Origin of the sequence: Mycobacterium sp. 1081908.1, from assembly GCF_001673535.1 — a bacterium.
Lineage (GTDB): Bacteria > Actinomycetota > Actinomycetes > Mycobacteriales > Mycobacteriaceae > Mycobacterium.
In genome coordinates, this window is the sequence record NZ_LZLY01000058.1 from 43,564 (window position 1) to 66,536 (window position 22,973).

The window sequence follows — 22,973 nt, forward strand, 5'->3', positions numbered from 1 at the left end:
TCATGACAACGCTCGACGACGCGGTGGCGCTCGCCAAAGGGGAAAGCGGTCTGGCCGTGGTCTCGACGATTCGCGCCGACGAAACCGTGCAGGCTTCGCTGGTCAACGTCGGGCTGCTGCCGAGCCCGGCCACCGGTGAGCCCTGCCTGGCTTTCACCACGTACGGCAAGGTCAAGCTCGCCAACCTGCGGGCCCGCCCGCAACTGGCCGTCACGTTCAAGAACGGCTGGCAGTGGGCGACCGTCGAGGGCCGCGCCGAGCTCGCCGGCCCGGACGACGCGGCGGCCTGGCTGAAAGACGCCGACCAGTTGCGGCTGCTGCTGCGCGAGGTCTTCGCCGCCGCCGGCGGCACCCACGACGACTGGGACGAGTACGACCGGGTGATGGCCAAGGAGCGTCGCGCGGTGGTGTTGATCGCGCCGACCCGCGTCTACAGCAACGGCTGAACCGCACCCGTTAGGCTGCAGCCGTGACGCTGCAGATCGACGACAAGAACCGGGTGCGCACCCTCACGCTGAACCGGCCCGAGGCGCTCAACGCGTTCAACGAAGCGCTGTACGACGCGACGGCGGAGGCGTTGCTGGCGGCCGCCGACGATCCCGACGTCGCCGTCGTCCTACTGACCGGCGCGGGCCGCGGCTTCAGCGCCGGCACCGACCTCGCCGAGATGCAGGCGCGCATCACCGACCCGGGCTTCACCCCCGGAAAGCACGGATTTCCCGGCCTGATCGACGCGCTCGCCGCGTTCCCCAAGCCGCTGATCTGCGCGGTCAACGGCGTGGGCGTGGGGATCGGCGCGACCATCCTCGGGTACGCCGACCTGGCGTTCATGTCGTCGACGGCGCGGCTGAAGTGCCCCTTCACTAGCCTGGGCGTGGCACCCGAGGCGGCCTCGTCGTACCTGCTGCCGCAGCTGGTGGGCCGGCAAAACGCCGCGTGGCTGCTGATGTCCTCGGAGTGGGTCGACGCCGACGAGGCGCTGCGGATGGGCCTGGTCTGGCGGGTCTGCGACCCGGAGGAGCTGCTAGCCGAGGCGCGCCGGCACGCGGAAATCCTTGCGGCCCGGCCTATTTCGAGCCTGATGGCCGTCAAGCACACGATGATGGAACCGGTCCGTCCCGAAATCGCCGCGGCGAGCGCGCGCGAGAACGCTCACTTCGCCGAACTGATGGGCGCCCAGGCCAACGCCGCGGCCCTGGCGGACTTCAACAAGCGCTAACCGGCTACTGAGCGGGCTCAAATTGGCGCGACGCGGCAATGATCGCGCGCAGGGTGCGCCTGCAGCGCCCGCAGTCGCCCCCGGCCCCGCACGCCTCGGCGACCTCCTTGGAGGTCGATGCCCCCTGCGCGACGACGTCCGAGACGGTCTGGTTGGTGGCCCCGACGCACAGGCATACGTACATCAGCGCACCCCTCGGGCGCGGGCACAAGCCGAGCGAACCAGCCGCATGTTAGCGAAGTCTACCCTAAGTAGGTTAGCGACGCCTAACCCCAGGTAGGTGACCCCCGACACGCACTGAGCCCAGCCAAACCTTGCTGGAAGATTCGAAATCGGCATGGCAAAGTGCTGCTAGCGCCCGGTGTTTCAGCCCAGCCCGCCGCCGCGGCCAGACGTGACAGCCCTCAGACGCTAGGAGTGACCATGCAAGGTGATCCGGACGTGCTGCGCCTGCTCAACGAGCAACTGACCAGCGAGCTCACCGCGATCAACCAGTATTTTCTGCATTCGAAGATGCAGGACAACTGGGGCTTCACCGAGCTGGCCGCGAAGACCCGCGAAGAGTCGTTCGACGAGATGCGGCACGCCGAGGAGATCACCGACCGCATCTTGTTGCTCGACGGGTTGCCGAACTACCAGCGCCTCTTTTCGCTGCGCGTCGGCCAGACGCTGCGCGAGCAGTTCGAGGCCGACCTGGCCATCGAGTACGAGGTGATGGACCGGCTCAAGCCCGGAATCATCATGTGCCGGGAGAAGCAGGACAGCACCAGCGCCGTCCTCCTGGAGAAGATCGTCGCCGACGAGGAAAGCCACATCGACTACCTGGAGACCCAGCTGGAGTTGATGGAAAAGCTGGGCGAGGAGCTCTACTCGGCGCAGTGCGTGTCGCGGCCGCCGAGCTGACGCCCTGATTGCCGTCACCTGACGCTGGGCACCCGTATGCATCGGGCGCCGACGGGAAGGCAGGCATGACGAGGACGACACCCGCAGCGATCCCGGCCGGCCAGGCCGCGGATACCGGGACCGGCGACGTCGCCGTCGATCCGCAGCGACGGAATTTCATCTTCGTGGCGGTCCTGCTCGGCATGCTGATGGCGGCCCTGGACCAGACGATCGTTGCGACCGCGCTGCCGACGATCGTCGCGAATCTCGGTGGGGCGGGCCATCAATCGTGGGTGGTCACCAGCTACCTGCTGGCGTCGACCATCATGACCGCCCTCGTCGGCAAGTTCGGAGACCTGTTCGGCCGCAAGCGGGTGTTCCAGGCGGCGGTGGTGTTCTTCGTCGGCGGCTCCGTGCTGTGCGGGCTCTCGACCTCGATGGGCATGCTGGTGGCGGCGCGCGCGCTGCAGGGCATCGGGGGCGGCGGGCTGATGGTGACCGCCATGGCGCTGATCGGCGAGGTGATCCCGCTGCGGGATCGCGGCCGCTACCAGGGCGCGATGGGCGCGGTGTTCGGCGTCACCACCGTGATCGGGCCGCTGCTGGGCGGCTACTTCACGGACCACTTCACGTGGCGCTGGGCGTTCTGGATCAACGTGCCGATTTCGATCGTCGTCTTCTTCGTGGCGGCCGCCGCCATCCCGGCGCTGGCCGACCGCAGCAAGCCGGTCATCGACTACGTCGGGATCCTGTTCGTCGGGCTGGGCGCCTCGGGGCTGACGCTGGCCACCAGCTGGGGCGGCACCACGTATCCGTGGGGCTCGGCGGCCATCGTCGGGCTGTTCGCCGGATCCGCGGTGGCCCTCGGGATCTTCGTCTGGGTGGAAAGCCGCGCCGCCGCGCCGATCCTGCCGACCCGGCTTTTCGGCAGCCCGGTCTTCACGGTGTGCTGCGTGCTGTCCTTCGTGGTCGGGTTCGCAATGCTGGGCGCCCTGACGTTCCTGCCCACGTACATGCAGTTCGTCGACGGCGTCTCGGCCACCACGTCGGGCCTGCGCACGCTGCCGATGGTGGTGGGAATGCTGACCACCTCGATGGGCAGCGGTGTGCTCGTGGGCCGCACGGGCCGGTACAAGATCTTTCCCGTCGCCGGCACGGCGGTGATGGCGGTGGCGTTCTTCCTGATGTCGCGAATGGACCCGTCGACGTCGGCGCTAGTGCAGTCGCTGTTCCTGGTCATCCTCGGCGCGGGGATCGGGATGTGCATGCAGACGCTGGTCCTCATCGTGCAGAACACCTCCAACTTCGAGGATCTCGGCGTCGCCACCTCGGGCGTGACCTTCTTCCGCACCATCGGAAGTTCTTTCGGCGCAGCGATATTCGGTTCGCTGTTCACCAACTTCCTGCACAGCCGGATCGGTCCGGCCCTGGCCGCCGGCCGCGCGCCGGCCGCCGCGGCCGCTTCACCCGAGGCGCTGCACCGGCTGCCGCACTCGGAGGCGGCCCCGATCGTGGCCGCCTACGCCGATTCGCTCACGCGCGTGTTCCTCTGGGCGGTGCCGTTCGCGCTGGTCGGGTTCGTCCTGGCGCTGTTCCTGCGCGAGGTGCCGCTGCGGGGCATCGGCAACAACCGCGGCGACATCGGCGAGGCCTTCGCCATGCCCAACAGCCAGTCACCCGACGACATGCTTGAGGTCGCCATCGCGCGGATGTTGCGCGGCGAGCCCGGCATTCGGCTGCGCAGCATCGCGATGCGATCCGACTGCCGGCTCGACGTGGCAGGGCTGTGGGGCGTCCTGCGCGTCAACCGCTACCGGCAGATGTACGGGGTCGCGCGGCTCACCGACATGGCCGACTTGTTGCGCATCCCGTTCGAGGTGCTGGAGCCCACCTTCTCCCGCCTGGCCGCCGGCGGGTACGTGGTGCTCGACGGCGACGAAATGTGGCTCACCCCGGCCGGGACGCAGCAGGTCGACTACGTCCAATCGCTGCTGCTGGCGTGGCTCGTCGACAAGCTGGAACGCTCGCCCGGCTTCGAGGGCCGGCCCGACCGGCGCCAGGTGCAAGCCGCGCTCGAACGCGTCGCGCATCGAGTTCTGGCCCAACGCGATTGGCAGGACGAGCAACCAACGGCGGCCATCAAGGCGTTGGATCCGGCGGCTGGGCGTACCATCACGCAATGAGCCGAATCGGAACATTCGCTGACGACGACATCTATGGCTGGGCCGCGAAGTCCCCGGACCTGGGCGGCGCGATCGCCAACTTCAGCCAGGCGGTCTACACCAAGAACCGGCTGCCGATGCGCACCCGCGAACTGGCGCGGACCGTGATCGCCCACGACAACGAATGCACGGTGTGCATGAACACCCGCGACGCCGACGGGCCCGCGGCGGGCGTCGACGAAGAGCTCTACGAGCACGCGCTGGAGTGGCGCACCTGGCCCGGCTACAGCGAGCAGGAGCGCCTGGCCGCCGAGTTCGCCCACCGGTTCGGCACCGAGCACACCAAGCTGCGCGACGACGAGGACTTCTGGGCCCGCGCCAACGAGCACTTCACCGAGGAACTGCTCGCCGACCTCGCGATGTCGTGCGCCCTGTGGGTCGGGATGGGGCGGATGCTGCGCACCCTCGACATCGGCCAGGCCTGCAAGTTCACCCTGCCCAGCCGCGCCTAGCCGCCGCGACACTGCAACGGCTGCGACGGCGCGCCGGGAAACGTCGCAGCCGGTTAAGTTTCGCGGGCACAAACGGGCACGCCGCCGGCGTTGCGATACCTGTGAAGATTCGTTTCGGCGTCAGCCTGGGCGCGGACACCCCTCCGGCCCGGCTGGCCGGCATCGTCGACCACCTGGAGAGCAGCGGGGTGGACTCGCTGTGGTTCTCCGAGCTGGTCTACTCCCCGGCGGTCGACCCGGTCGTCGGCATGGCCTACACGCTGGCCCGCACGTCCCGGCTGAAGGTGGGCACGTCGGTGGCCGTGCTGCCGGGCCGGCACCCGGTGCTGGTGGCCAAGCAGCTGGCCTCGTTGGCGGCCGTCGCCCCCAAGCGGGTCCTGCCCGTCTTCGGTCTGCGCTCGGCGATCCCGGCCGAACGCGAGGTGTTCGTGGTCCCCGACGGGGAACGCGCCGCGGTCTTCGACGAGGCGCTGCGGGTGCTGCGCGCGGCGCTGGTCGACGATTCGGCGAGCTACAGCGGCCGGTATTTCACGGTGAGCGGGGCCGCGGTCGCCCCGCGGCCCACCCCGCCGCTGGACATCTGGTTGGGAGGCTCGGCGCCGGCGGCGTTTCGGCGCATCGGCGCGCTGGCCGACGGCTGGCTGGGCAGTTTCCTCACCCCGGCCGAGGCGCGCGCGGGGCGCGAGGCGATCGAACGGGCCGCGGAGCGGGCCGGCAGGCGAATCGAGCCCGATCACTACGGCATCTCGCTGGCCGTCGCCGACGGCGAGCTGTCCCCGGAGCTGGTGGCGGCGGTCCGCCGGCGTCGCCCCGAACTCGATCCGGGCGAGCTGATCGCCGCCGGTTGGGATCGGCTGCACCGCCAACTCGACGGCTACATCGACGCGGGACTGACGAAGTTCGTCATCCGGCCGGCGGGGCAAGCGCCGCTGGACGGCTTCCTCGACCGGTTCGCCGCCGAGTTGATCCCGCGCCAGAACTGATCGAGTTGCCACAATGGCTGCCATGACAGCCACGCCCCTCGCCGCCGCCGCGATCGCCCAGCTGGAGGGGGAAGGCGTCGACACCGTGATCGGCACCGTCGTGAACCCCGCCGGGCTCACGCTCGCCAAGACCGTTCCGATCCGGCGTACCAACACGTTCGCCGACCCCGGGCTGGGCGCCAGCCCCTCCTGGCATGCCTTCGCCATCGACCAAACTGGCATCGCGTTCACCGAAGACGTTGGCGTGATCGGCGATCAGCGCCTCCGCATCGACCTGCCGGCGTTGCGCATCATCGGCGACGGGCTGGCCTGGGCACCCGCCGCGTTCTACGAACAAGACGGCACACCCGTTCCCATGTGCGCCCGCGGGACGCTGAGCCGGATCGAACGCTTCCTCGATTCGCCGGGCATCGAAGTGAGCGCGGCCATCGGCCACGAAATCGAATTTGTTTTGGTCGATGCCGACGGTGGCCGGCTGCCGTCGACGCTATGGGCCCAGTACGGCCTGGCCGGGGTGCTCGAGCACGAGGCATTCGTTCGGGACGTGACCGCCGCCGCCACGATGGCCGGCGTCGGGATCGAGCAGTTCCATCCCGAGTACGGCGCCAACCAATTCGAGATCTCACTGACACCGCTGGCTCCGGTGGCCGCCGCCGACCAGCTGGTGCTGACCCGGATCATCATCGCCCGGGCCGCTCGCCGCCACGGACTACGCGTCAGCCTGTCCCCGGCACCCTTCGCTGACGGCGTCGGATCCGGCGCCCATCAGCATTTCTCGTTGAGAATTCCCGGCGAGCCGATGTTTTCCGACGGCACCGGCGCGGCGGGCATGGCCGCGGCGGGGGAGGCAGCGGTGGCCGGGGTAGTGCGTGGATTGCCCGAGGCCCAGGGCATTCTGTGCGGGTCTATCGTGTCCGGCTTGCGGATGCGCCCCGGCAATTGGGCCGGTGCCTATGCCTGCTGGGGCACCGAGAACCGCGAAGCCGCAGTGCGTTTCGTCAAGGAAGGTCCCGGCACGGTGTACGGCGCGAATGTCGAGGTGAAGATTGTCGATCCGTCGGCGAACCCCTACCTCGCCTCGGCGGCGATACTCGGGCTGGCCCTGGACGGCAACATTAACGAGGCGGCCCTGCCACCCGAAACCACGATCGACCCGGCCAAGCTCTCCGACGCGGACCGCGACGCTGCCGGTATCGTGCGCCTGCCCGACAACCAGTCTGAAGTGATAGCGGCACTTGATAATTCGGAGCTGATGCGCTCCATCTTGGGCGATGACGCGGTCGACATGGTGGTCGCGGTACGCCGCATGGAGCAGGAGCGCTACGGCGACCTCGACCCGGAACAGCTGGCGGACAAATTCCGGATGGCCTGGAGCCTGTGACCGAGCTGGAGCACCACATCGGCGGTGTGGCACTGATCGACCAGCACGCGCACGGATGCTGGCTGACGGCGGGGGACCGGCGGCGGTTCGAGAACGCCCTGAACGAGGCCAACACCGAGCCGCTCGTGGACTCGGGCTTCGACTCTCAGCTCGGCTTCGCCGTGCGCGCCCATTGCGCACCCATCCTGGGGCTGCCCAAACACGTTGAACCGCAGGCCTACTGGGAGCGCCGCAGCCAGCACACCGAAGCCGAGCTGGCGCGGTTGTTCCTACCGGCCGCCAAGGTGAGCGACTGGCTCGTCGACACCGGGATCGACGGCGTCGCAGGCGTCGACGAGCTTCGCGAGTGGTCCGGCAACCGCGCCCACGAGGTCGTCCGGCTCGAGCAGGTGGCCGAGCAGGCCGCGCAGGCGCCGGGGGACTACGCCTGGGCCTTCGAGGAGATCCTGCACCGGCGCGCGGCCACCGCGGTCGGCACCAAATCCATCCTGGCCTACCGGGGCGGGTTCGACGGGGACCTGAGCGAACCGCCGGCGCCCCAGGTCGTCGACGCCGCGGCCCGGTGGCGCGAAGGCGGCGGCACCCGGTTACGCGACCGGGTGCTACTGCGTTTCGGGCTGCACCAGGCGCTGCGGCTCGGCAAGCCCCTGCAATTCCACGTCGGCTTCGGCGACCGGGACTGCGACCTGCATAAGGCCAACCCGTTGCTCCTGCTCGATTTCCTGCGCCAGTCCGCGGACACGCCGATCGTGCTGTTGCACTGCTATCCCTACGAGCGCGAGGCCGGATACCTCGCGCAGGCCTTCGACAACGTCTACGTCGACGGGGGCCTGAGCGTGAATCACCTGGGGGCGCGGGCACCGTCGTTCATCGCGCGGCTGCTGGAAATGGCGCCCTTCCGCCGGATCCTGTACTCGTCGGACGGATACGGCCCCGCGGAGTTGCACTATCTCGGTGCGGCGTTGTGGCGCAAGGGTATTCACCGCGTGTTGAGCGGATTCGTCGCCGACGGGGACTGGAGCCAGGACGACGCCATCCGCGTGGTTGATCTGATCGCCCGGGACAACGCCGCCCGCATCTACCGCGTTTGACGTGCGGTAGTACCGGGGTACCCCGCCCCAATGGCGACCATGGGGGACCTCGTGAACTGGGCCCGCGACCAGGTCGTGTCGCGGGTCCCCAAAGCCGACCTGGATCAGCGCGACCCCGACTACATCCGCGACCAGCTTCCGGGAACTTGGCTGCTGGCGTCGCTGTACTTCCGGGCGGACGTGCGGGGCCTGGATCGGATCCCGGCCGACGGGCCGGTGCTGCTGGTCGGCAACCACAGCGGCGGCAACGTGCCCCCGGACACGTTCGTGTTCACGCTCGCGTTCTGCTCCTACTTCGGCGTCGAGCGGCCCTTCTATCAGTTGGCCCACAACCTCGTCGTCTCCGCGCCGCCGCTGGGCTGGTTGCGCAAGTTCGGCACCGTCGCCGCCAACCCCGAAAACGCCCGCCTCGCATTGGAATCCGGGGCAGCGCTGCTCGTCTATCCCGGCGGCGACTACGAGGTCTTCCGCCCGTCATGGGAACGCCACAGGGTCGACTTCGGCGGCCGCATGGGCTACGTGCGGCTGGCCCGCGAAACGGGTGTGCCGATCGTCCCCGTCGCCAGCGTCGGCGGCCAGGAGAGCGCGCTGTTCCTCAACCGCGGGCAGTGGCTGGCCAAGTTGCTGATGGCGGACAAGTTGCTGCGGCTCAAGAGCATCCCAATCTCGTTGGCGCTGCCCTGGGGCCTCAACATCAGCGACCTCGCCGGCCACATTCCGCTGCCGACGAAGATCGTCATCGAGGTGCAGCACCCCATCGACGTCGACGGCGATGACCAGGCCGTGCACGACAAGGTGATGGCCAGCCTGCAGGGCGGCGTGGACCGCCTGGCCGCCGAGCGTCGATTCCCGGTGATCGGCTGATGCGCGTCGAACGCCGCTGCGTGATCAACGCCGACCGCGACGCGGTCTGGAAGATCGTCAGCGACCCGGACTGCTACCCGTCGTTCATGACCAGCCTCGAGCGTTGGGAGTCGTCCAACGACATCGACCGCGGCCTGGGCGCGCGCTACACCGTGCACTGGAAGATCGGTTCGGTGCCGGTCGGCGGGCTGATCGAGGTGGTCGAGTTCGACGACCGCCGCGACGTGGCGTGGGTGGGCATCACCGGTGTCAACCTGCGCGGGCGGATCCGGCTGCGCGACGGCAGCGACGGCAAGACCAAGGTGACGTTCCGGCTGTCGTACCAGGCGCCCGGCGGCTTGATCGGCTACATCGCCGACCGCATCGCCGTGCGCCAGGTGGGCCGCAACCTGTCCGAAACCCTCAAGTGCCTCAAGAGCCTGGCCGAGTCCTAGCCGTTCTACCGCGAACAGACGCAAAATCGCCCAATTTCGGCCCCTAGGGGGCGATTTTGCGTCTGCTCGCGGTGGCCACCGAAACCGAAAGCGGTATGAACCGCCGCAGCTTCCCGCTGCCCCGATAGCGCGACAGACCGTCGGCCGCCTGGATCCGAATCGCCGGTTCGGCCAACCCGTAGCGTCGCAGCGCGGCGACCAGCGCGGAAATTAGGGTCTCGCGGTCCGGATCCCCGACGACCACGATGTCTGCCCCCGCGACGGTCTGGGTGGCCTGATATTCCGATATGCGCGGATCGGGGCCCAGCACATGCCGAAACGCGCTCGCGGGCGCCGTCGTTGCGCCGTAACGGAAGTCGTCGTCGCGGACCGTATGCGCCGTCAGGCGGCCGCGCGCAAACCGAAATGGACGGTCGCGAACCCGCTGCTCAGTGAGACGTAGCGGGCGTCGACGAAGCCCGACTCCAGCATCGCCTTGCGCAGCCCGTCCCGCGACAGCCAGGTGCGGATCGAATCGGAGGTGTAGTGATGGGCGTCGCGATGCCAGGCCACGGCCCAGCCGAGCGCCGGCATCAGGACGAAGTAAAGCGCGTCGTGCAGCAGCGTCAACGTCCTCGAGTTCGGCCTGCTGAAATCGAGCACCATCAACCGGCCGCCCGGCCGCAGGACGCGCCGGAATTCGCGCAGCGCCCGGCCGCGGTCCGCGACGTTGCGCAGCCCGAAGCTGATCGTGACCACGTCAAACGACGCGTCCGGGAACCGCAGGTCCATGGCGTCGCCCTCCTGGAATTCGACGCCGCCGAGGTGCCGCCCGCGAGCGACCGCGAGCATCGCCGCGCAGGAGTCGACCCCCACGACCTGACCGTCCGGCCCGACCGCCGCCTCCTCCAGGAACGCCAGGTCGCCGGTCCCGGTGGCCACGTCCAGCACGCGTTCGCCCGGCCGGAGTGCGCACAGTTCCATGGCCTGGCGCTTCCACAGGCGGTGCAGCCCGAGGGTCCACAGATCGGTCATCACGTTGTAGCGCGACGCCAACGCCGAAAACAGATCCTTGACGTAGCTGCTCTTGGCCTCGTCGGACTCGTTCCATCGCCGGGTGATCATCGGATCCGTGCGCCCCTTCCGATCGGGGTCGGGTTCGTTCTACGTCGGCCGTCGGCGTTTGCCGACGCCACCATGCCTGTCTAACATGTGTTGAATAGGCTTGACTACTGGTAGGAGCCAGCCACGACCCGAAGGCATCCACCATGCTGCATTTGCTGCCCAAACTCCACACGCCGTCCGATGCTCCGGCGCCCGACGCCGAGACCCGTCACCACTGGCGCGGCGCCTCGGTTGTCGCGGCGATCGGGCACATTCACCTTGGGCTGCCCGAGCCGCGGACCTATCCGCTGCATGAACCCCGGTTTTTCGAGGACGAGCTGATGTCCCGCCTGATGGAGCACCTCTGACGGCCAGCATCGCATAACGAATCGGTTGGAGCGGTAGCCGTTTCGACGGCGAGTTGTCAGACGAGCGCTGACGCGTCAAACACCCAGCTGGTGTCCGCCGTCGCCAAATTCTCGAAGTGGTTCGGCGGCGCGAAGCTGACCAGGCTTTGCATGTCCCAATAGTCTTTCCACACCGTGATCTTGCCGTTCTCGACCTTGTGGACGGTGACGAACCGCAGCACGCCCCGCTCACCCGACGCGAAAGTCCAAGTCTCCGAATGCTCGTAGATGACGTCGGAGCCGTTGGACACCAGCACGCCGTCATGGTTCTCGTAGCCCGCCAGCGGCTCGAGCCCGATCTTGAGCCGTTTCACGATGTCTTCGGGGCCGCGCGCCGCCAGCGCGGGGACGGGCATGTCGACGTAGAGACAGTCGTCGCTCAGGAACGTCTTCACCGCATCCCAGTCCCGCCGCGAGAGCGCCTGCCACATCCCGATGACGACATCCTCGACCGCAAGCTCAGAAACCTCTGTCATAGCGGCAAATAAACCGGGTTACCGGACACGTGTCAACCACCGGCTTTTCGGCGGATAGTCGCCAGGGTGACCACGCTGGATTGGTTCGGCCGCTACTGGCCCCGCAGTGCGCGGCCGTTCGATGACCATGCGGGTTCTGGGGGACCAGCGAGGATTGCCACGACTGGGCGAACACGCACGGCTACGACTTGGTGCGCGACGACTGGTGGGCGAAGACCCGCGGCTGCGTCACCCGAACGCCCGCGGGCGCGGGGCTCTATCACGACGAGGAATTCCGCAAAAAGGCGACCGGATGGGCTTGGCAATTCGGGATTTTCGCGGCCGGCGCGTTGCCCGCGGTGATCATTGTCGCGTCGGGTGCGTTCCGCCGGCGACGCGGTCCCCGGGCCAGGCCCCTTAGGAAGCCGACCAACCGCGCGCAAATGCAGTCACCCGCTGCGACTTTGCTGCATACTTGGCAACGTGACAACGCAGCGCGATAACCCGGAGGAGATCGGTGCCGATCCGGTCGACGGCCTGCTGACTCGGCGAGACGCTATCCGGCGGCTGGCGCTGGTCGCCGTGACGGCGGCCCCCACCACGCTCATCGCGGCCTGTTCCGGTAACAGAAGCTGGCCGGGCCGGCGACGTCGGCGGCGCCGCTAGCGCCTGGGCAACCCACTAGGCGTCGACCGGCGCCATCGACCGCGCCGGCCCCAGCACCACCGGCAGCGTCGACCAGCCGCGCAGCACCCGCGTGTCCCGCCGGCTCCCGCTGCCCGCCGCCCGCACTTGCGGAAAACGGTCGAAGAACGTCCGCAGGCCGACCTCGCCCTCGGCCCGCGCGAGGGCGGCCCCCAGGCAGAAGTGCCGTCCGCCGGAGAACGCGAGATGCCTTCCCGCGTTTGGTCTTTCGATGTCGAAGCGGTCGGGATCCGGGAACACCGACGGATCGCGGTTGGCGGCGGCCAGATATATCACCACCAACTCGTCCCGTTTGATCCGCATGCCGGCCACTTCGACGTCCCGCTGCGCCACCCGGGCGGTGAGCTGCACCGGCGAGTCGAGGCGCAGGATCTCCTCGACGGCGTTGGGCCACAATTCGGGACGGCGACGCAACGTTTCCAGATGCTCGGGCGCGTCCAGCAGCATCCGGATGCCGTTGCCCAGCAGGTTCACCGTGGTCTCGAAGCCCGCGGCCAACACCAGGCCGGCGATCGCCTGCAGCTCGTCCGGGTCGAGATGTGTTTCGGCGGAGCCACTTTCGGCGGTTTGGATCAGCTGGCTCATCAGGTTGTCACTCGGGGTGCACCGCAATTCGCGCAGGTGATCGGAGAGCCAGGAGTTGAATCCGACGATCCCTCGCTGCACGGTGCGGTATTGCCACCAGGGCAGGCCGATGTCCAGGCTCGGCGCGCCGAGCTCCCCGAACTCCAGCACGCGGCGCCGGTCCCGCTCGGGGACCCCCAGGATGTCGCTGATGATCGCGACCGGAAGTTGCGAGCAGTAGCTCCCGACGATGTCGACCACGCCGGGCTGGCCGGTCAGCTGATCCAACAGCGCGGTTGCGGTGTGCTCGACGCCCTCGCGCAGGGCGGCGACCGCCCGCGGCGTGAACACCGCCGACACCGTCTTGCGATAGCGGGTGTGGTCCGGCGGCTCGACGGCCAGCAGCGACGGTGCCCGCAGCGGATGCAGGAGGTTGTCGTAGGTGCGGCGCTCCACCCAGCGCAGCGGGGCCGGCAGTTGCGACCCCATGTTCACCACGCGGAAGTCGTCGGACCGCAGCAGCTCGTGGGCCAACGCATGGTCGGTGGTCAGGTAGTTCACCCTGCCCTTGACGAGCGGTCCCTGGGCGCGCAGTTGCTCGTAGAACGGAACCGGATCGTTGGTCACCGTCGGGTCGGCGATCAGCCTGGCCTGGAGATCACCCCGCCGCATGCCGATCGCCGCGACCCCCCGGATGAATCCGTGCATCACGAGCCAGTGCAATCTCTCCTTCACGGGGCCTCCATCAGCTCGGTGGTCTGGACCCAGCGTAGGCCGAATTCTGCTGAGCGCTCAGCACTCCGCGGTGATCTTGAAGTCGGTGGTCACCGTCTTGTTGGGATTGCTGCTGCTGATGCCGTACGCGCTGCCGGTAATGGTGTAGGCGTTGTTGGTGAGGTCGACGTGGGCGTCTCCGACCCCGCCTTGCCAGAAGCTGCCGGTGAACCCGGCGAAGTTGCGGATCTTCACCCACTGCGGGATGGCCCGGTAGCCGCTGAGCATCACCACCGCCTCGATATGCCCATCGTGATCACCGATGTCGAGGGTCCGGTACGACTGGGCCTGGCTGCACGCGGCGGGACGTGCCGTCTGGGTGGCGCCGCCGATGGTCACGCGGGCGGCCTTGCGGGGCACCGTCTGCGCCTGCCCGCACCCCGCGACGCCGGCCCCGGCGATCAGGACCAAAACGGCTGCGATCCAACGGTTTCGCACCAGGCCACCCTCCCTCACTGTTGCTTCGGCATCAGCGCGGGCAGCGCCTTGACGATGCGGCCCCGCACCAACTCCGGGCTGAGCCCCTTCAGCAGGTCGATCACGCGAATGCTCTTGGGCACGTACCAGTGCAGCCGCTTCGGGTTGTGGTAGGCCTGCCAGGCCGCCTCCGCGACACTGCGCGCCGGCATCAGCCGCATCATGCCCCTCTTCGGCGCACTCGCGCGGAGCTCCTCGCCGGACATCGCCGGTCCGCCGTCGTCCGAGTGGTTGGTGGTCGTGGTGAGGATCGCGGTGTCGATCAGGCCCGGCAACACGTCCGCCACGCGCACCCCGTGCCGTTGCCATTCCACGCTGAGCGCCTCGGTCAACCCCTTGACCGCGTGCTTGGTCGACGAGTACACCGCGATGCGCGGCATCCCGTAGGTCCCCGCGGACGACGACGTCGAGAACATCAGGCTGCCGGGGCTCTTTTTCAGGTAGGGCAGCGCCACGTAGGCGCCGGTCAGCACCGCCTTGTAGTTCACCTCGACGACGCGCATCGCGGCCTCGTACGGCACGTCCTCGAACCAGCCCGATTCGCCGATGCCGGCGTTGTTCCACATCATGTCGAGCCCGCCGTCGGCGTTGCCGGCGCAGAAGTCGGCCAGCGCGCCCTCCAGCGCCGCCTTGTCCGTCACGTCGACGGCGCGCGTCCACAGCCGGTCGTCACCCAGCTCCGACCGCAGCGTCGTCAGCCCGTCCTCGTTGCGGTCCACCGCACCGACCCGCCAGCCGTTGGCGTCGAAGAGCTTCGCTCCCTCGCGGCCCATGCCGCTGCCCGCGCCGGTGATGAAGACCGATTTCACGTCGCGTCAGCCCGCCTCGACCACGTCTTTGATCCGGTTGAGAGTCTTGGTCATATCGCGGACGTTGCGTCGCCTACGCAGGAATCCGCCCAACAACCAGTAGATTCCCAGCCACGGCGCGGGATTGAGCCGAAACGACTCGGTCACGTCGGTGCCGCCGTCGCTGGGCGCCAACCGGTAGTGCCAGTTGTTCACCGCCCGGTCGCCGAGCATCACCGCGAACCCGAACTCGCGGCCGGGCTCGCACGCCGTGACCTTGCACGTCGTCCAGTACACCGGGCCCATCTCGTTTCGCCGAACGTGGCCGCGAAACTGGGCGCCGAGCGCGGGCCCGGTCGCGTCGCCCAGCCACTCCGCCTCGAACACTTCCGGGGAGAACCGTCCCGTGTTGCGAACGTCCGCAATGAGATCCCAGATCTTGTCCGCGGGCGCCGCCATGTGAACCGTCGCCGAACCTTCCATGCGCTGATCCAAACACAGCTTCGCCCCGGCTCATAGGGCGCGATAGGCGTCAGTGCGGGACGGCCGCCTGAATCAGCCCGTTGATGATCTGTTTGATGCCCTGGGCGGGGTGCGTGTACATCGCGATCGGGAGGCCGGAAGCCGAGCCGCACTTCGGCCACGGGTCGAGTCCATCTTGCGCGAAAACCCGGTTGGCGACGGCGATCTGCTCTTCCCGGGACGCGGCGGCCGGATTGCCGACGCCACCGTACGCGGCCCAGGTGCCCGGCTTGAATTGCAGCCCACCGTATTCGCCGTTTCCGGTGTTGGCGTGCCAGTTGCCGCCGGACTCGCATTGCGCGACGGCGTCCCAGTTGGGGGCGCCGGGAGCGGCGCCTGCGACGCCGGAGGAACTCAGCGATGCTGCAACGAACCCGCCGATCATGACGGACGTGACGAGAGGCTTGCAGAGTTTTCTCATGCCAGACATTTCGACGGGCGTGTCCGAAGCGTTACCGATTCGAAAAGCTCGCGAGATAAGCCGCCTAGCAGGCAAATTGGGCCGCTGAGCAGCGAAATCAGAGCTTTAGAGAATGGTGAGAAACAAATAAATTAGCCCTGGCAATACGACTGGGTCGCACGCGAAAGGGCTTGCTGGTAAAGGCCGTCGAGTCGCCGGGCGCGTACGACGTCGCCCCTGGCGGCGTCCAGGTCCGTGGCACAGCCCGGCGAATGCAACACCTCCCAGCCCGCCACGATCTGAGTCAGCATCGTGTGGTTGAGGCCATCGATCGTCGACCGCGACTCGGACAGATCCGGCGCCGCGGCCGGCGCGTCCGCCGGGTTCAGCTTCCAGTCCGCAAACCGGCTGTATTCGATGGCCTCGGTGGCGTTGATCTGGTCGCCGAAGACGCGGGTGACGTAATTGCGGTCGACGTGCGCGGCGCTCGCCTCGGCGCCCAGTTTGGCGAGCTCCTGCTGGACGCGGACGGGGTCCTCGATGGCGCCGCGCGTATTCCACTTGAAGGCGGCCACCGGCTCGGCGACCTGCAGCCGCTGCGCGGCGGCGTCGACCAACCCGGTCAGCGGGCCGGCGGCGTCGCCTCGGGCGACCGGTGCCGCGCGCAACAGGACGACCACCAACCCGGCCAACGCCAGGCGCCCCACCAGCCGGTAGAACCGCCCGCAACTGCCGGTCATGACCATGATTCTCGCCTGTCTCCGCCTTTCCACCGAGTTAGCCTGGCACTGATGTCGCAGGTGTCTTCCGGAGATTGGTTGCGCTCGACGCAGGTTCGCGCGCTGATCGCCGCGGCGCTGACGGCCTCGCTGCTCCTGGGTGGCGCCATGCTGGCGGTGGACCGGCTGCACACCACGCCCTCCGACGTCCTCGACCATCCCGCCAACCCCGTCAGCGACGATCAGTCCGAGGCCCAGGCGGTCGAGTCGGCCAGGCAGATCGTCACCCTGACCGGACTGCGGACGGCGTCGGCGGGGTACACGTTGATGTCGTGCAAGAACCGCGAAGACCCGCCGTACCAAGGCGCGATCTATTTGACCTTCGCGCTGCCCGCCGACGCGAAGCCCGAGGCCTACTTTCCGGGCCTGGCGGCGACGCTCGCCGGCCACGGCTGGACCGAGGGCCTGCCGCCCAACGATCACCCCTTCGCCAGGGCCCTCACCAAGGACGCCGTCACGGCGATCGTGTATCGCGAGACCGACGCCCCGAACGCGGGCGTCCTGCGCGTTTACGGCCAGTGCCGGAACATGAACAACCACCGGACCGACGCGACGGCGTGGACCGACGTCACCGACCGATTGAAGGCCCCCTAACGCGCTACTGCGCCTGACATCGTCGTCAAGCGCAGTAGCGGACCTCCGGCGAAGGTCAGGTGGTTATCCACCGCCGCCGGGGGTAGCGCCCAGGCTGCTCTGCAGGTCGCCCTTCATCGCGTTGAGCTGCGCTCCCCAGTACTCCCAGCTGTGGGTTCCGTAGGCGGGGAAGTTGAACACGGCGTTGTGGCCACCGGCGGCGTTGTAGGCGTCCTGGAACTTCTTGTTGACGCCGATCATGAAGTTGCTCTCCAGGAACGTCGCCGGCAAGTTGGCACCGCCGAGTTCGTTCGGAGTTCCGTTGCCGCAGTACACCCAGAGCCGGGTGTTGTGTTCGACGAGCAAGTTGACGTTGACCAAGGGGTCATTGCGCTGCCACGCGGGGTCGTTGTCCGGCCCCCACATGTCTTCCTTCTTGTAGCCACCGGCATCGCCCATCGCCAGGCCGATCCAGCCCTGCCCGGTGGACGGGCTGAGGTAGCCCGAGAGCGAGCCGGCGTACACGAACTGGCCCGGGTGGTAATTCGCCAGGTTCATCGCCGACGCACCCGCCATCGAGATGCCGACCGCGGCACTGCCGTTCGCCTTGACGCCCTTCTGCGAAGACAGGTATCCGGGCAGCTCGCTGGTCAGGAACGTCTCCCACTTGTAGGTCGAGCAGCCGGCCTTGCCACACGCCGGGCGGTACCAGTCGGTGTAGAAGCTGGACTGCCCACCGACCGGCATGACGATGGACAGGCCCGACTTGTAGTACCACTCGAACGCGGGCGTGTTGATGTCCCAGCCGTTGTAGTCGTCCTGAGCGCGCAGGCCGTCGAGCAGGTAGACCGCCGGCGAGCCGCTTCCGCCGCTCTGGAATTGGACCTTGATGTCGCGGCCCATCGCCCCGGACGGAACTTGCAGGTACTCGACCGGCAGACCCGGGCGCGAGAACGCCCCCGCGGTCGCCGTCCCCCCCGCAAGACTGATCAGGCCTGGGAAGGTGACAGCAGCCGCCGCACCGACCAAAAGCCGGCGCCCCCAGGCCCGGATCTTCTCGCTCACGTCTGTCATACCTGCCCCTTGTCCGTCCGTGTGATCGCGGTCTCAGCAGGAATTTACCGGGTGATTAGTCCAAATGTCGATCGGGACGCGATGGTGTCTCAGTTTCATATCGGTTTCGGTCCGAATTTCGCATTGTGGATAAGACGATGGCGACGGCGCGCGTGCGAGCCAGGCGCAGCGACCGTTCCGCCGGAAAACCCGAGGCAGCGGGGCCTACGGCGCGGGGGAAGCCAGGGGAGCGCGCCGCATGCGGCGTAAGCAAACGATCACTTCCGGTCGAAATGGCGAGGCCGATTTCCGTCGCGCGGCGCGCGGCATACTCCGGTCCGCCCGGGAGTGTCGAAGTTGGTCGCCCACGCGTTCGATTGCCACCGGTGATTGGCGCGGCGGCGCGGCAATTTTCGACGCCGTAAAAACGCGGCTCCGTTGAAATCCGGGGCACGTCACCAGCCGCTTTGCCTGCGCGGCCGGGCAGCGATTTCCCGGTTAACCGCGTTCGCCTGCGAGTTTGGCGGGGATTCGGAACCGGGGCAGCCGAACTTGCGCGGACCGCGTAGGCTCTCACGGAGCAAGCCGATGGAGACCACGCAATCCCGGTCCGTTCCGGCCCTCATAGAACCGCCGCATCAGCGCTTTTTGGTGCGTGAGCGCGGCTGAGGGCGCAGGAAGTCCGGGACCGATTGAGGTGCAGACTTGGACACGGTACTGGGGCTATCGCTGACGCCGACCACGGTCGGGTGGGTCCTGGCTGAAGGACACGGCGCAGACGGCACGATCCTGGACCACCGCGAGCTGGGCCTGCGCGCCGGTCGCGGCGTGCGCGCCCTGAACACCGCGGAGCAAGTGGCGGACGAGGTCTTGCGGGTGGATGCGCTGGCGTCCGCCAGCGAGCGCCGGGTGCGCGTCATCGGGCTGACATGGAACGACGACGCGTCCGCGCAGGCGGCACTGCTGTTGGAGGCCTTGACCGACGCCGGCTTCGACAACGTGGTGCCCGTGCGGTTGCTCGAGGCGGTCGAGACCCTGGCGCTCGCGATCGCGCCGGTCATCGGATACGAGCAGACCGCTGTTTGCATCCTCGATCACGAGTGGGCCACGGTCGTCATGGTCGACACCCATGACGGCCAGACCCAAACGGCCGTCAAGCACGTCCGCGGCGGCTTCGACGGGCTGACCGCGTGGCTGAGCGGAATGTTCGAACGACGGACCGGCTGGCGACCGGGCGGCGTGGTTGTCGTCGGCGCGGGCAACGACGTCGACGGATTCTCGTGGCAGCTCGAAAAGACTTTGCCCGTCCCGGTTTTCGCGCAGACGATGGCCCAGGTGACGATCGCGCGGGGCGCGGCGCTGGCCGCGGCTCGAAGCACCGAGTTCACCGACGATCAATTGGTGGCACACGTCAGTGCGCCCGCCGCCGCGCCCGAGGCGCGGCCGCGGAAGTTGTCCTACGCCGGCGCCGTGACCGCTTTGGCCGCGGGAGCGATCACCTTCGTGTCGTCGCTTTCGCTCGCCCTGGGCATTCAGCTGGCCCCGGCCAGCGAGTCCGCCCCGGGCAAGCGGGTGGTGCACGCGCCGCCGCCACAGATCGCCGAGGCCGTCGCGCCCGCGCCCGCACCGCCGCCGGAGGCGGTGCCGCCCGTCCCGCAGTCGAAGGCGCCCGCCGGCCAACCGGCCCCGGAGTCGGGCGCCGGAGGGGAGCAGCAGGGCGCTCCCGGCGAGCAGCAGCCGGATTCGAACGACCGTCAGCCGTACCTGACCCGGGTGCTCGAGCACATCCCGGGCGACGCCGGCGATGCGGCGACGCAGGCGCCGACGCCCTAGCTAGCGGTCCTTGGTGTAGGCGGCGCTGAACGACACCGTCACCTCGTCGTCGACGCGCACCGAGCCCATCAGCAGCGAGTAGGGCTTGACGCCGTAATCGGTTTGGCGAACCCGTGATTCGACGGTCAGTCGCCACCGGTCACCGAGATCCTCTGTGCGCAAATCGATTACATGCTTTCGGGACTGTCCGTGGATGTGCAGCTTTCCGGCCAGTCGGTACCCGTCGCGGGTCTTCTCGATCGTGTCCGCCATGAACCGGATCTCCGGATAGCGGTTGGCGCCCAACGACTTCAGCGCGTTCGATTTCACCAGGGCCTTTTCCGGCCCGGACAACGCCTTGACGCCGCCCTCGCCGCGCAGCACCTCGAACGAATCGACGTCGACGGTCAGCTCCGCGGTGACCGGCTCGGTGGCGGCCCAGGCCACCGTGGCCTCCCAGCGCGTCATCGCGATGGTGAGCCGATGGCCCATCCGGGCCGCCCTGCCCGCGACCCCGGTGCGGACCAGCAACTCACCGTCGGATGCGGTCACGGTCCACAGGTCGGTCACGGCGCGACCGCGGTCACATCGTCAGGACGGTGCGGTAGTGCGCTCGCCCCTGTTCCAACGCCGCATAACCCTCGGCCGCCTGCGCCAGCGGCAGTTCCTCGATCCACGCCCGAACACCGGACACGACGGCGAAATGCATGGTGTCCTCGACGTCTTTGGCCGTGCCGGAGGGATGGCCGACGATGCTGACCCCCGGCGTGATGAGCTGGATGGGACTGATCGGCAACGGGTCGGGCGTGACCCCGATGGTGACGAGCTCGCCTTGTGGCGATATCCCGCCGACGGTTGCGGCCATCGCCGGCGAGTTGCCCGCCGTCGCGAGCACGACCGCCGCGCCGCCCAGGGCCTTCAGCGCTTCGGCGGGATCGGCGGCGGTGGAGTCGATGTAGTGGTGGGCGCCCAACTTTCGCGCGTCCTCCTCTTTGCCGCGACCACGGTTTATCGCGATGGTCTCAAAGCCCATCGCCCGGGCGAACTGCACCCCGAGGTGGCCGAGGCCGCCGACACCGAGAATGGCGACCCGGTCGCCGGGCACCGCCTTGGTGTGACGCAAGGCGTTGTAGGTGGTAACGCCGGCGCAGCCCATCGGCGCGGCCTCGGCGTCGGAAAGCCCCGCCGGGATCCGGGCGAGCGCACTCGCCGGGACCGTCACCGACTCCGCGTATCCGCCCGGGTATTGATAACTCGGCACCTTGCCGTTCTCGCAATGAATGAAGTGGCCTTTTCGGCACTCGTCGCAGTGGTAGCAGCACCCGCCGAACCACCCGACCGCGACGCGATCGCCGACCTCGAAGCCCTCGACGCCCGCACCGAGTTCGGCGATCGTTCCGGCGATTTCGTGCCCGGGGGTCAACGGCCATGTCATGCCCGGGAAACCGCCCGAGACGAAGTGTGCGTCCGTGCCGCAGATCCCGCAGGCGGTGACCGTCAGCCGCGCCTCGTCACGGGCCGGCGGCTGGGTTTCGACATCGACCAGTTCTAGCGGTGCCCCGGGCGACTTGACGTGGACAGCTCGATGAGTAGCCATGCGCTTGATGCTAGTGCGCGGCAGGTGATTTCGCGCCGTCGGTGTGGTAGTCGACCTGCCAGTGCTTGATGCCGTTGAGCCAGCCCGACCGCAGCCGTTCGGGCCTGCCGATCGACTCCAGGTTCGGGATGCCGTCGGCGATCGCGTTGAACATCAGGTCGATGGTCATGCGCGCCAGGTTGGCCCCGATGCAGTAATGCGCGCCGGTGCCGCCGAATCCCACGTGCGGGTTGGGGTCGCGCAGGATGTTGAAGGTGAACGGGTCGTCGAACACCTCCTCGTCGAAATTCGCCGAGCGGTAGACCATTACCACCCGCTGGCCCTTCTTGATCTGCACGCCGGACAGCTCGTAGTCCTCCAGCGCGGTGCGCTGAAACGACGTGACCGGGGTGGCCCACCGCACGATCTCGTCGGCCGCGGTGCCCGGACGCTCCCTCTTGAACAGCTCCCACTGGTCGGGGAAATCGGTGAAGGCCATCATGCCCTGGGTGATGGAGTTGCGGGTGGTCTCGTTGCCGGCCACCGCCAACAGGATCACGAAGAAGCCGAACTCGTCGTCGGAGAGCTTGTGGCCGTCGATGTCGGCCTGCACCAGCTTGGTGACGAGATCGTCCCCGGGGTTCTTCGCGCGGTCGGCGGCCATCTGCATGCCGTACGTGATGAGTTCGACGGACGCGGTGATGGCGTCGTTGTTGGCGAATTCGGGGTCCTGGTCGCCCACCATCTCGTTGGACCAGTGGAAGAGTTTCTTGCGCTCATCCTGGGGCACGCCCATCAATCCCGCGATGGCCTGCAGCGGCAGCTCGCACGAGACCTGCTCGACGAAGTCACCGCGACCCTCGGCGGCCGCTTCCTCGACGATGTGCCGCGCCCGCTCGGCCAGGTCGTCGCGCAGGCGCTCGATGGCCCGGGGCGTGAACGCCCGTGAGATGATCTTGCGCAGCCGGGTGTGCTGCGGTGCGTCCATGTTGAGCAGGACGAACTTGCCCCGTTCGACCTGCTCGCCGACCGTGCCGTCCTTGTACCGGGGCAGGGCCGTCTTCTGCAGGCTGGAGAAGACGTCGCTGCGCAGCGAAACCTCCTTGACGTCCTTGTGCTTGGACACCACCCAGAACCCGCCGTCGTCGAACCCGCCGGCCCCGATCGGCTGCTCGTTCCACCAGATCGGCGCGGTCCGGCGCAACTCGGCCAGCTCCTCCACCGGCAACCGCTCGGCGTGGATATCCGGGTCGGTGAAATCGAACCCTGGCGGCAGATTCGGCTCGGTGATCTTGCCGCAATCCTTCCCAACCATGGTGTAGCAGTGGTTTATTTGGCACAAAGAAGACGACTAGACGACTTCGTATGAAGGAGCGGACCTTGTCAGCATCGAAGGTAACCACCGAGCCGAATCTGCCGCCAGGGTTCGATTTCACCGACCCGGATATCCACGCCGAGCGGTTGCCGGTGGAGGAGC

The 22,973-nt window shown here is 68.1% G+C and carries 28 protein-coding genes; 14 read left to right on the forward strand and 14 right to left on the reverse strand.

What is annotated here, in order from left to right; all coding sequences use genetic code 11:
- The first annotated feature begins 2 nt into the window (after nucleotides 1–2).
- Nucleotides 3–446, forward strand: a complete 444-nt coding sequence (locus A5655_RS08650; protein ID WP_067008248.1) for a TIGR03618 family F420-dependent PPOX class oxidoreductase — start codon at nucleotides 3–5, stop codon at nucleotides 444–446.
- Nucleotides 447–469: 23 nt separating this feature from the next.
- Nucleotides 470–1,219, forward strand: coding sequence for an enoyl-CoA hydratase/isomerase family protein (locus tag A5655_RS08655; RefSeq protein WP_067008251.1), 750 nt, complete (start codon nucleotides 470–472; stop codon nucleotides 1,217–1,219).
- A 4-nt stretch (nucleotides 1,220–1,223) separates the two neighbouring features.
- On the opposite strand, the gene A5655_RS08660 is transcribed toward A5655_RS08655, so the two are convergent.
- Complete coding sequence (locus A5655_RS08660; protein WP_067008254.1) at nucleotides 1,224–1,403, reverse strand: bacterioferritin-associated ferredoxin; 180 nt, start codon at nucleotides 1,401–1,403, stop codon at nucleotides 1,224–1,226.
- 239 nt (nucleotides 1,404–1,642) lie between these two features.
- Between A5655_RS08660 and bfr the strand changes: the two genes are divergently transcribed.
- The 8 genes from bfr to A5655_RS08700 all read left to right on the forward strand — a co-directional run bounded on the left by bfr (nucleotide 1,643) and on the right by A5655_RS08700 (nucleotide 9,528).
- A complete protein-coding gene (gene bfr / locus A5655_RS08665; RefSeq protein ID WP_067008324.1) occupies nucleotides 1,643–2,122 on the forward strand; it encodes a bacterioferritin in 480 nt (159 codons plus the stop codon).
- Nucleotides 2,123–2,187: 65 nt separating this feature from the next.
- Entirely contained in the window at nucleotides 2,188–4,284 is a 2,097-nt protein-coding gene (locus tag A5655_RS08670; RefSeq protein WP_067008258.1) for an MDR family MFS transporter, read from the forward strand.
- Nucleotides 4,281–4,775 carry a carboxymuconolactone decarboxylase family protein gene (locus tag A5655_RS08675; protein ID WP_067008259.1) on the forward strand — a complete coding sequence of 165 codons (495 nt, stop codon included), beginning with the start codon at nucleotides 4,281–4,283 and terminating at the stop codon, nucleotides 4,773–4,775. The genes A5655_RS08670 and A5655_RS08675 overlap by 4 nt, the downstream gene beginning before the upstream one ends.
- A 101-nt stretch (nucleotides 4,776–4,876) precedes the next feature.
- Nucleotides 4,877–5,758 carry a TIGR03854 family LLM class F420-dependent oxidoreductase gene (locus tag A5655_RS08680; RefSeq protein WP_067008261.1) on the forward strand — a complete coding sequence of 294 codons (882 nt, stop codon included), beginning with the start codon at nucleotides 4,877–4,879 and terminating at the stop codon, nucleotides 5,756–5,758.
- 22 nt (nucleotides 5,759–5,780) lie between these two features.
- Nucleotides 5,781–7,139: a glutamine synthetase family protein gene (locus A5655_RS08685; RefSeq protein WP_067008263.1), complete on the forward strand. Its 1,359-nt coding sequence runs from the start codon at nucleotides 5,781–5,783 to the stop codon at nucleotides 7,137–7,139.
- Nucleotides 7,136–8,230 carry an amidohydrolase family protein gene (locus A5655_RS08690; RefSeq protein ID WP_231999106.1) on the forward strand — a complete coding sequence of 365 codons (1,095 nt, stop codon included), beginning with the start codon at nucleotides 7,136–7,138 and terminating at the stop codon, nucleotides 8,228–8,230. The genes A5655_RS08685 and A5655_RS08690 overlap by 4 nt, the downstream gene beginning before the upstream one ends.
- A gap of 30 nt (nucleotides 8,231–8,260) precedes the next feature.
- Nucleotides 8,261–9,094, forward strand: a complete 834-nt coding sequence (locus A5655_RS08695; protein ID WP_067008272.1) for a lysophospholipid acyltransferase family protein — start codon at nucleotides 8,261–8,263, stop codon at nucleotides 9,092–9,094.
- Complete coding sequence (locus tag A5655_RS08700; protein ID WP_067008274.1) at nucleotides 9,094–9,528, forward strand: SRPBCC family protein; 435 nt, start codon at nucleotides 9,094–9,096, stop codon at nucleotides 9,526–9,528. The genes A5655_RS08695 and A5655_RS08700 overlap by 1 nt, the downstream gene beginning before the upstream one ends.
- 43 nt (nucleotides 9,529–9,571) lie before the next feature.
- On the opposite strand, the gene A5655_RS08705 is transcribed toward A5655_RS08700, so the two are convergent.
- Both A5655_RS08705 and A5655_RS08710 read right to left on the reverse strand, forming a co-directional pair.
- Nucleotides 9,572–9,838, reverse strand: coding sequence for a hypothetical protein (locus A5655_RS08705; RefSeq protein ID WP_067008276.1), 267 nt, complete (start codon nucleotides 9,836–9,838; stop codon nucleotides 9,572–9,574).
- A gap of 71 nt (nucleotides 9,839–9,909) precedes the next feature.
- Nucleotides 9,910–10,632: a ubiquinone/menaquinone biosynthesis methyltransferase gene (locus A5655_RS08710; protein WP_067008280.1), complete on the reverse strand. Its 723-nt coding sequence runs from the start codon at nucleotides 10,630–10,632 to the stop codon at nucleotides 9,910–9,912.
- Between the two features lie 143 nt (nucleotides 10,633–10,775).
- On the opposite strand from A5655_RS08710, the gene A5655_RS08715 reads away from it, so the two are divergent.
- On the forward strand, nucleotides 10,776–10,979 hold the full coding sequence (locus tag A5655_RS08715; protein WP_067008283.1) for a hypothetical protein: 204 nt from the start codon (nucleotides 10,776–10,778) through the stop codon (nucleotides 10,977–10,979).
- Between the two features lie 56 nt (nucleotides 10,980–11,035).
- Here the strand turns inward: A5655_RS08715 and A5655_RS08720 are convergent, their stop codons facing one another.
- On the reverse strand, nucleotides 11,036–11,494 hold the full coding sequence (locus A5655_RS08720; protein ID WP_067008286.1) for a limonene-1,2-epoxide hydrolase family protein: 459 nt from the start codon (nucleotides 11,492–11,494) through the stop codon (nucleotides 11,036–11,038).
- Between the two features lie 462 nt (nucleotides 11,495–11,956).
- Here A5655_RS08720 and A5655_RS27815 point away from each other — a divergent pair, with 462 nt between their 5' ends.
- Complete coding sequence (locus A5655_RS27815; protein ID WP_197508635.1) at nucleotides 11,957–12,139, forward strand: hypothetical protein; 183 nt, start codon at nucleotides 11,957–11,959, stop codon at nucleotides 12,137–12,139.
- A gap of 15 nt (nucleotides 12,140–12,154) precedes the next feature.
- On the opposite strand, the gene A5655_RS08725 is transcribed toward A5655_RS27815, so the two are convergent.
- The 6 genes from A5655_RS08725 to A5655_RS08750 form a co-directional block, all read right to left on the reverse strand.
- On the reverse strand, nucleotides 12,155–13,477 hold the full coding sequence (locus A5655_RS08725; protein ID WP_067008289.1) for a cytochrome P450: 1,323 nt from the start codon (nucleotides 13,475–13,477) through the stop codon (nucleotides 12,155–12,157).
- Between the two features lie 57 nt (nucleotides 13,478–13,534).
- Nucleotides 13,535–13,954, reverse strand: coding sequence for a lipoprotein LpqH (locus tag A5655_RS08730; RefSeq protein ID WP_067008326.1), 420 nt, complete (start codon nucleotides 13,952–13,954; stop codon nucleotides 13,535–13,537).
- A gap of 14 nt (nucleotides 13,955–13,968) precedes the next feature.
- Nucleotides 13,969–14,802, reverse strand: coding sequence for an SDR family oxidoreductase (locus A5655_RS08735; RefSeq protein ID WP_067008292.1), 834 nt, complete (start codon nucleotides 14,800–14,802; stop codon nucleotides 13,969–13,971).
- Nucleotides 14,803–14,808: 6 nt separating this feature from the next.
- The gene (locus A5655_RS08740; protein ID WP_197508638.1) at nucleotides 14,809–15,282 is read right to left on the reverse strand and encodes an SRPBCC family protein; all 474 of its coding nucleotides are present in this window, start codon (nucleotides 15,280–15,282) and stop codon (nucleotides 14,809–14,811) included.
- Nucleotides 15,283–15,313: 31 nt separating this feature from the next.
- Entirely contained in the window at nucleotides 15,314–15,733 is a 420-nt protein-coding gene (gene rpfC / locus A5655_RS08745; protein WP_082978562.1) for a resuscitation-promoting factor RpfC, read from the reverse strand.
- A 122-nt stretch (nucleotides 15,734–15,855) separates the two neighbouring features.
- On the reverse strand, nucleotides 15,856–16,443 hold the full coding sequence (locus A5655_RS08750) for a chorismate mutase (protein ID WP_082978563.1): 588 nt from the start codon (nucleotides 16,441–16,443) through the stop codon (nucleotides 15,856–15,858).
- 51 nt (nucleotides 16,444–16,494) lie between these two features.
- On the opposite strand from A5655_RS08750, the gene A5655_RS08755 reads away from it, so the two are divergent.
- Nucleotides 16,495–17,076 carry a hypothetical protein gene (locus A5655_RS08755; protein WP_197508636.1) on the forward strand — a complete coding sequence of 194 codons (582 nt, stop codon included), beginning with the start codon at nucleotides 16,495–16,497 and terminating at the stop codon, nucleotides 17,074–17,076.
- 63 nt (nucleotides 17,077–17,139) lie between these two features.
- Here A5655_RS08755 and A5655_RS08760 read toward each other — a convergent pair whose 3' ends face one another.
- Nucleotides 17,140–18,129, reverse strand: coding sequence for an esterase family protein (locus tag A5655_RS08760; protein WP_067008301.1), 990 nt, complete (start codon nucleotides 18,127–18,129; stop codon nucleotides 17,140–17,142).
- A gap of 684 nt (nucleotides 18,130–18,813) precedes the next feature.
- On the opposite strand from A5655_RS08760, the gene A5655_RS08765 reads away from it, so the two are divergent.
- A complete protein-coding gene (locus tag A5655_RS08765; protein ID WP_067008304.1) occupies nucleotides 18,814–19,941 on the forward strand; it encodes a hypothetical protein in 1,128 nt (375 codons plus the stop codon).
- Here A5655_RS08765 and A5655_RS08770 read toward each other — a convergent pair whose 3' ends face one another.
- From A5655_RS08770 to A5655_RS08780, 3 genes are read right to left on the reverse strand one after another with little or no spacing between them, the layout of a single operon-like run.
- Complete coding sequence (locus A5655_RS08770; RefSeq protein ID WP_082978564.1) at nucleotides 19,942–20,481, reverse strand: YceI family protein; 540 nt, start codon at nucleotides 20,479–20,481, stop codon at nucleotides 19,942–19,944. It lies immediately after the preceding gene.
- Between the two features lie 22 nt (nucleotides 20,482–20,503).
- Entirely contained in the window at nucleotides 20,504–21,517 is a 1,014-nt protein-coding gene (locus tag A5655_RS08775) for an alcohol dehydrogenase catalytic domain-containing protein (RefSeq protein ID WP_067008310.1), read from the reverse strand.
- A gap of 10 nt (nucleotides 21,518–21,527) precedes the next feature.
- Complete coding sequence (locus A5655_RS08780) at nucleotides 21,528–22,811, reverse strand: cytochrome P450 (RefSeq protein ID WP_067008313.1); 1,284 nt, start codon at nucleotides 22,809–22,811, stop codon at nucleotides 21,528–21,530.
- Between the last annotated feature and the right edge of the window lie 162 nt (nucleotides 22,812–22,973).

Excerpts from the sequence above, each read along its gene's own strand:
- A5655_RS08760 (WP_067008301.1), bottom strand. The coding sequence starts at position 18,129 with ATGACAGACGTGAGCGAGAAGATCCGGGCCTGGGGGCGCCGGCTTTTG.
- A5655_RS08750 (WP_082978563.1), bottom strand. The coding sequence starts at position 16,443 with ATGACCGGCAGTTGCGGGCGGTTCTACCGGCTGGTGGGGCGCCTGGCG.
- A5655_RS08755 (WP_197508636.1), top strand. The coding sequence starts at position 16,495 with ATGTCGCAGGTGTCTTCCGGAGATTGGTTGCGCTCGACGCAGGTTCGC.
- A5655_RS08670 (WP_067008258.1), top strand. The coding sequence starts at position 2,188 with ATGACGAGGACGACACCCGCAGCGATCCCGGCCGGCCAGGCCGCGGAT.
- rpfC (WP_082978562.1), bottom strand. The coding sequence starts at position 15,733 with ATGTCTGGCATGAGAAAACTCTGCAAGCCTCTCGTCACGTCCGTCATG.
- A5655_RS08775 (WP_067008310.1), bottom strand. The coding sequence starts at position 21,517 with ATGGCTACTCATCGAGCTGTCCACGTCAAGTCGCCCGGGGCACCGCTA.
- A5655_RS08660 (WP_067008254.1), bottom strand. The coding sequence starts at position 1,403 with ATGTACGTATGCCTGTGCGTCGGGGCCACCAACCAGACCGTCTCGGAC.
- A5655_RS08685 (WP_067008263.1), top strand. The coding sequence starts at position 5,781 with ATGACAGCCACGCCCCTCGCCGCCGCCGCGATCGCCCAGCTGGAGGGG.
- A5655_RS08695 (WP_067008272.1), top strand. The coding sequence starts at position 8,261 with ATGGCGACCATGGGGGACCTCGTGAACTGGGCCCGCGACCAGGTCGTG.
- A5655_RS08710 (WP_067008280.1), bottom strand. The coding sequence starts at position 10,632 with ATGATCACCCGGCGATGGAACGAGTCCGACGAGGCCAAGAGCAGCTAC.
- bfr (WP_067008324.1), top strand. The coding sequence starts at position 1,643 with ATGCAAGGTGATCCGGACGTGCTGCGCCTGCTCAACGAGCAACTGACC.
- A5655_RS08650 (WP_067008248.1), top strand. The coding sequence starts at position 3 with ATGACAACGCTCGACGACGCGGTGGCGCTCGCCAAAGGGGAAAGCGGT.
- A5655_RS08720 (WP_067008286.1), bottom strand. The coding sequence starts at position 11,494 with ATGACAGAGGTTTCTGAGCTTGCGGTCGAGGATGTCGTCATCGGGATG.
- A5655_RS08715 (WP_067008283.1), top strand. The coding sequence starts at position 10,776 with ATGCTGCATTTGCTGCCCAAACTCCACACGCCGTCCGATGCTCCGGCG.
- A5655_RS08675 (WP_067008259.1), top strand. The coding sequence starts at position 4,281 with ATGAGCCGAATCGGAACATTCGCTGACGACGACATCTATGGCTGGGCC.
- A5655_RS08780 (WP_067008313.1), bottom strand. The coding sequence starts at position 22,811 with ATGGTTGGGAAGGATTGCGGCAAGATCACCGAGCCGAATCTGCCGCCA.
- A5655_RS08700 (WP_067008274.1), top strand. The coding sequence starts at position 9,094 with ATGCGCGTCGAACGCCGCTGCGTGATCAACGCCGACCGCGACGCGGTC.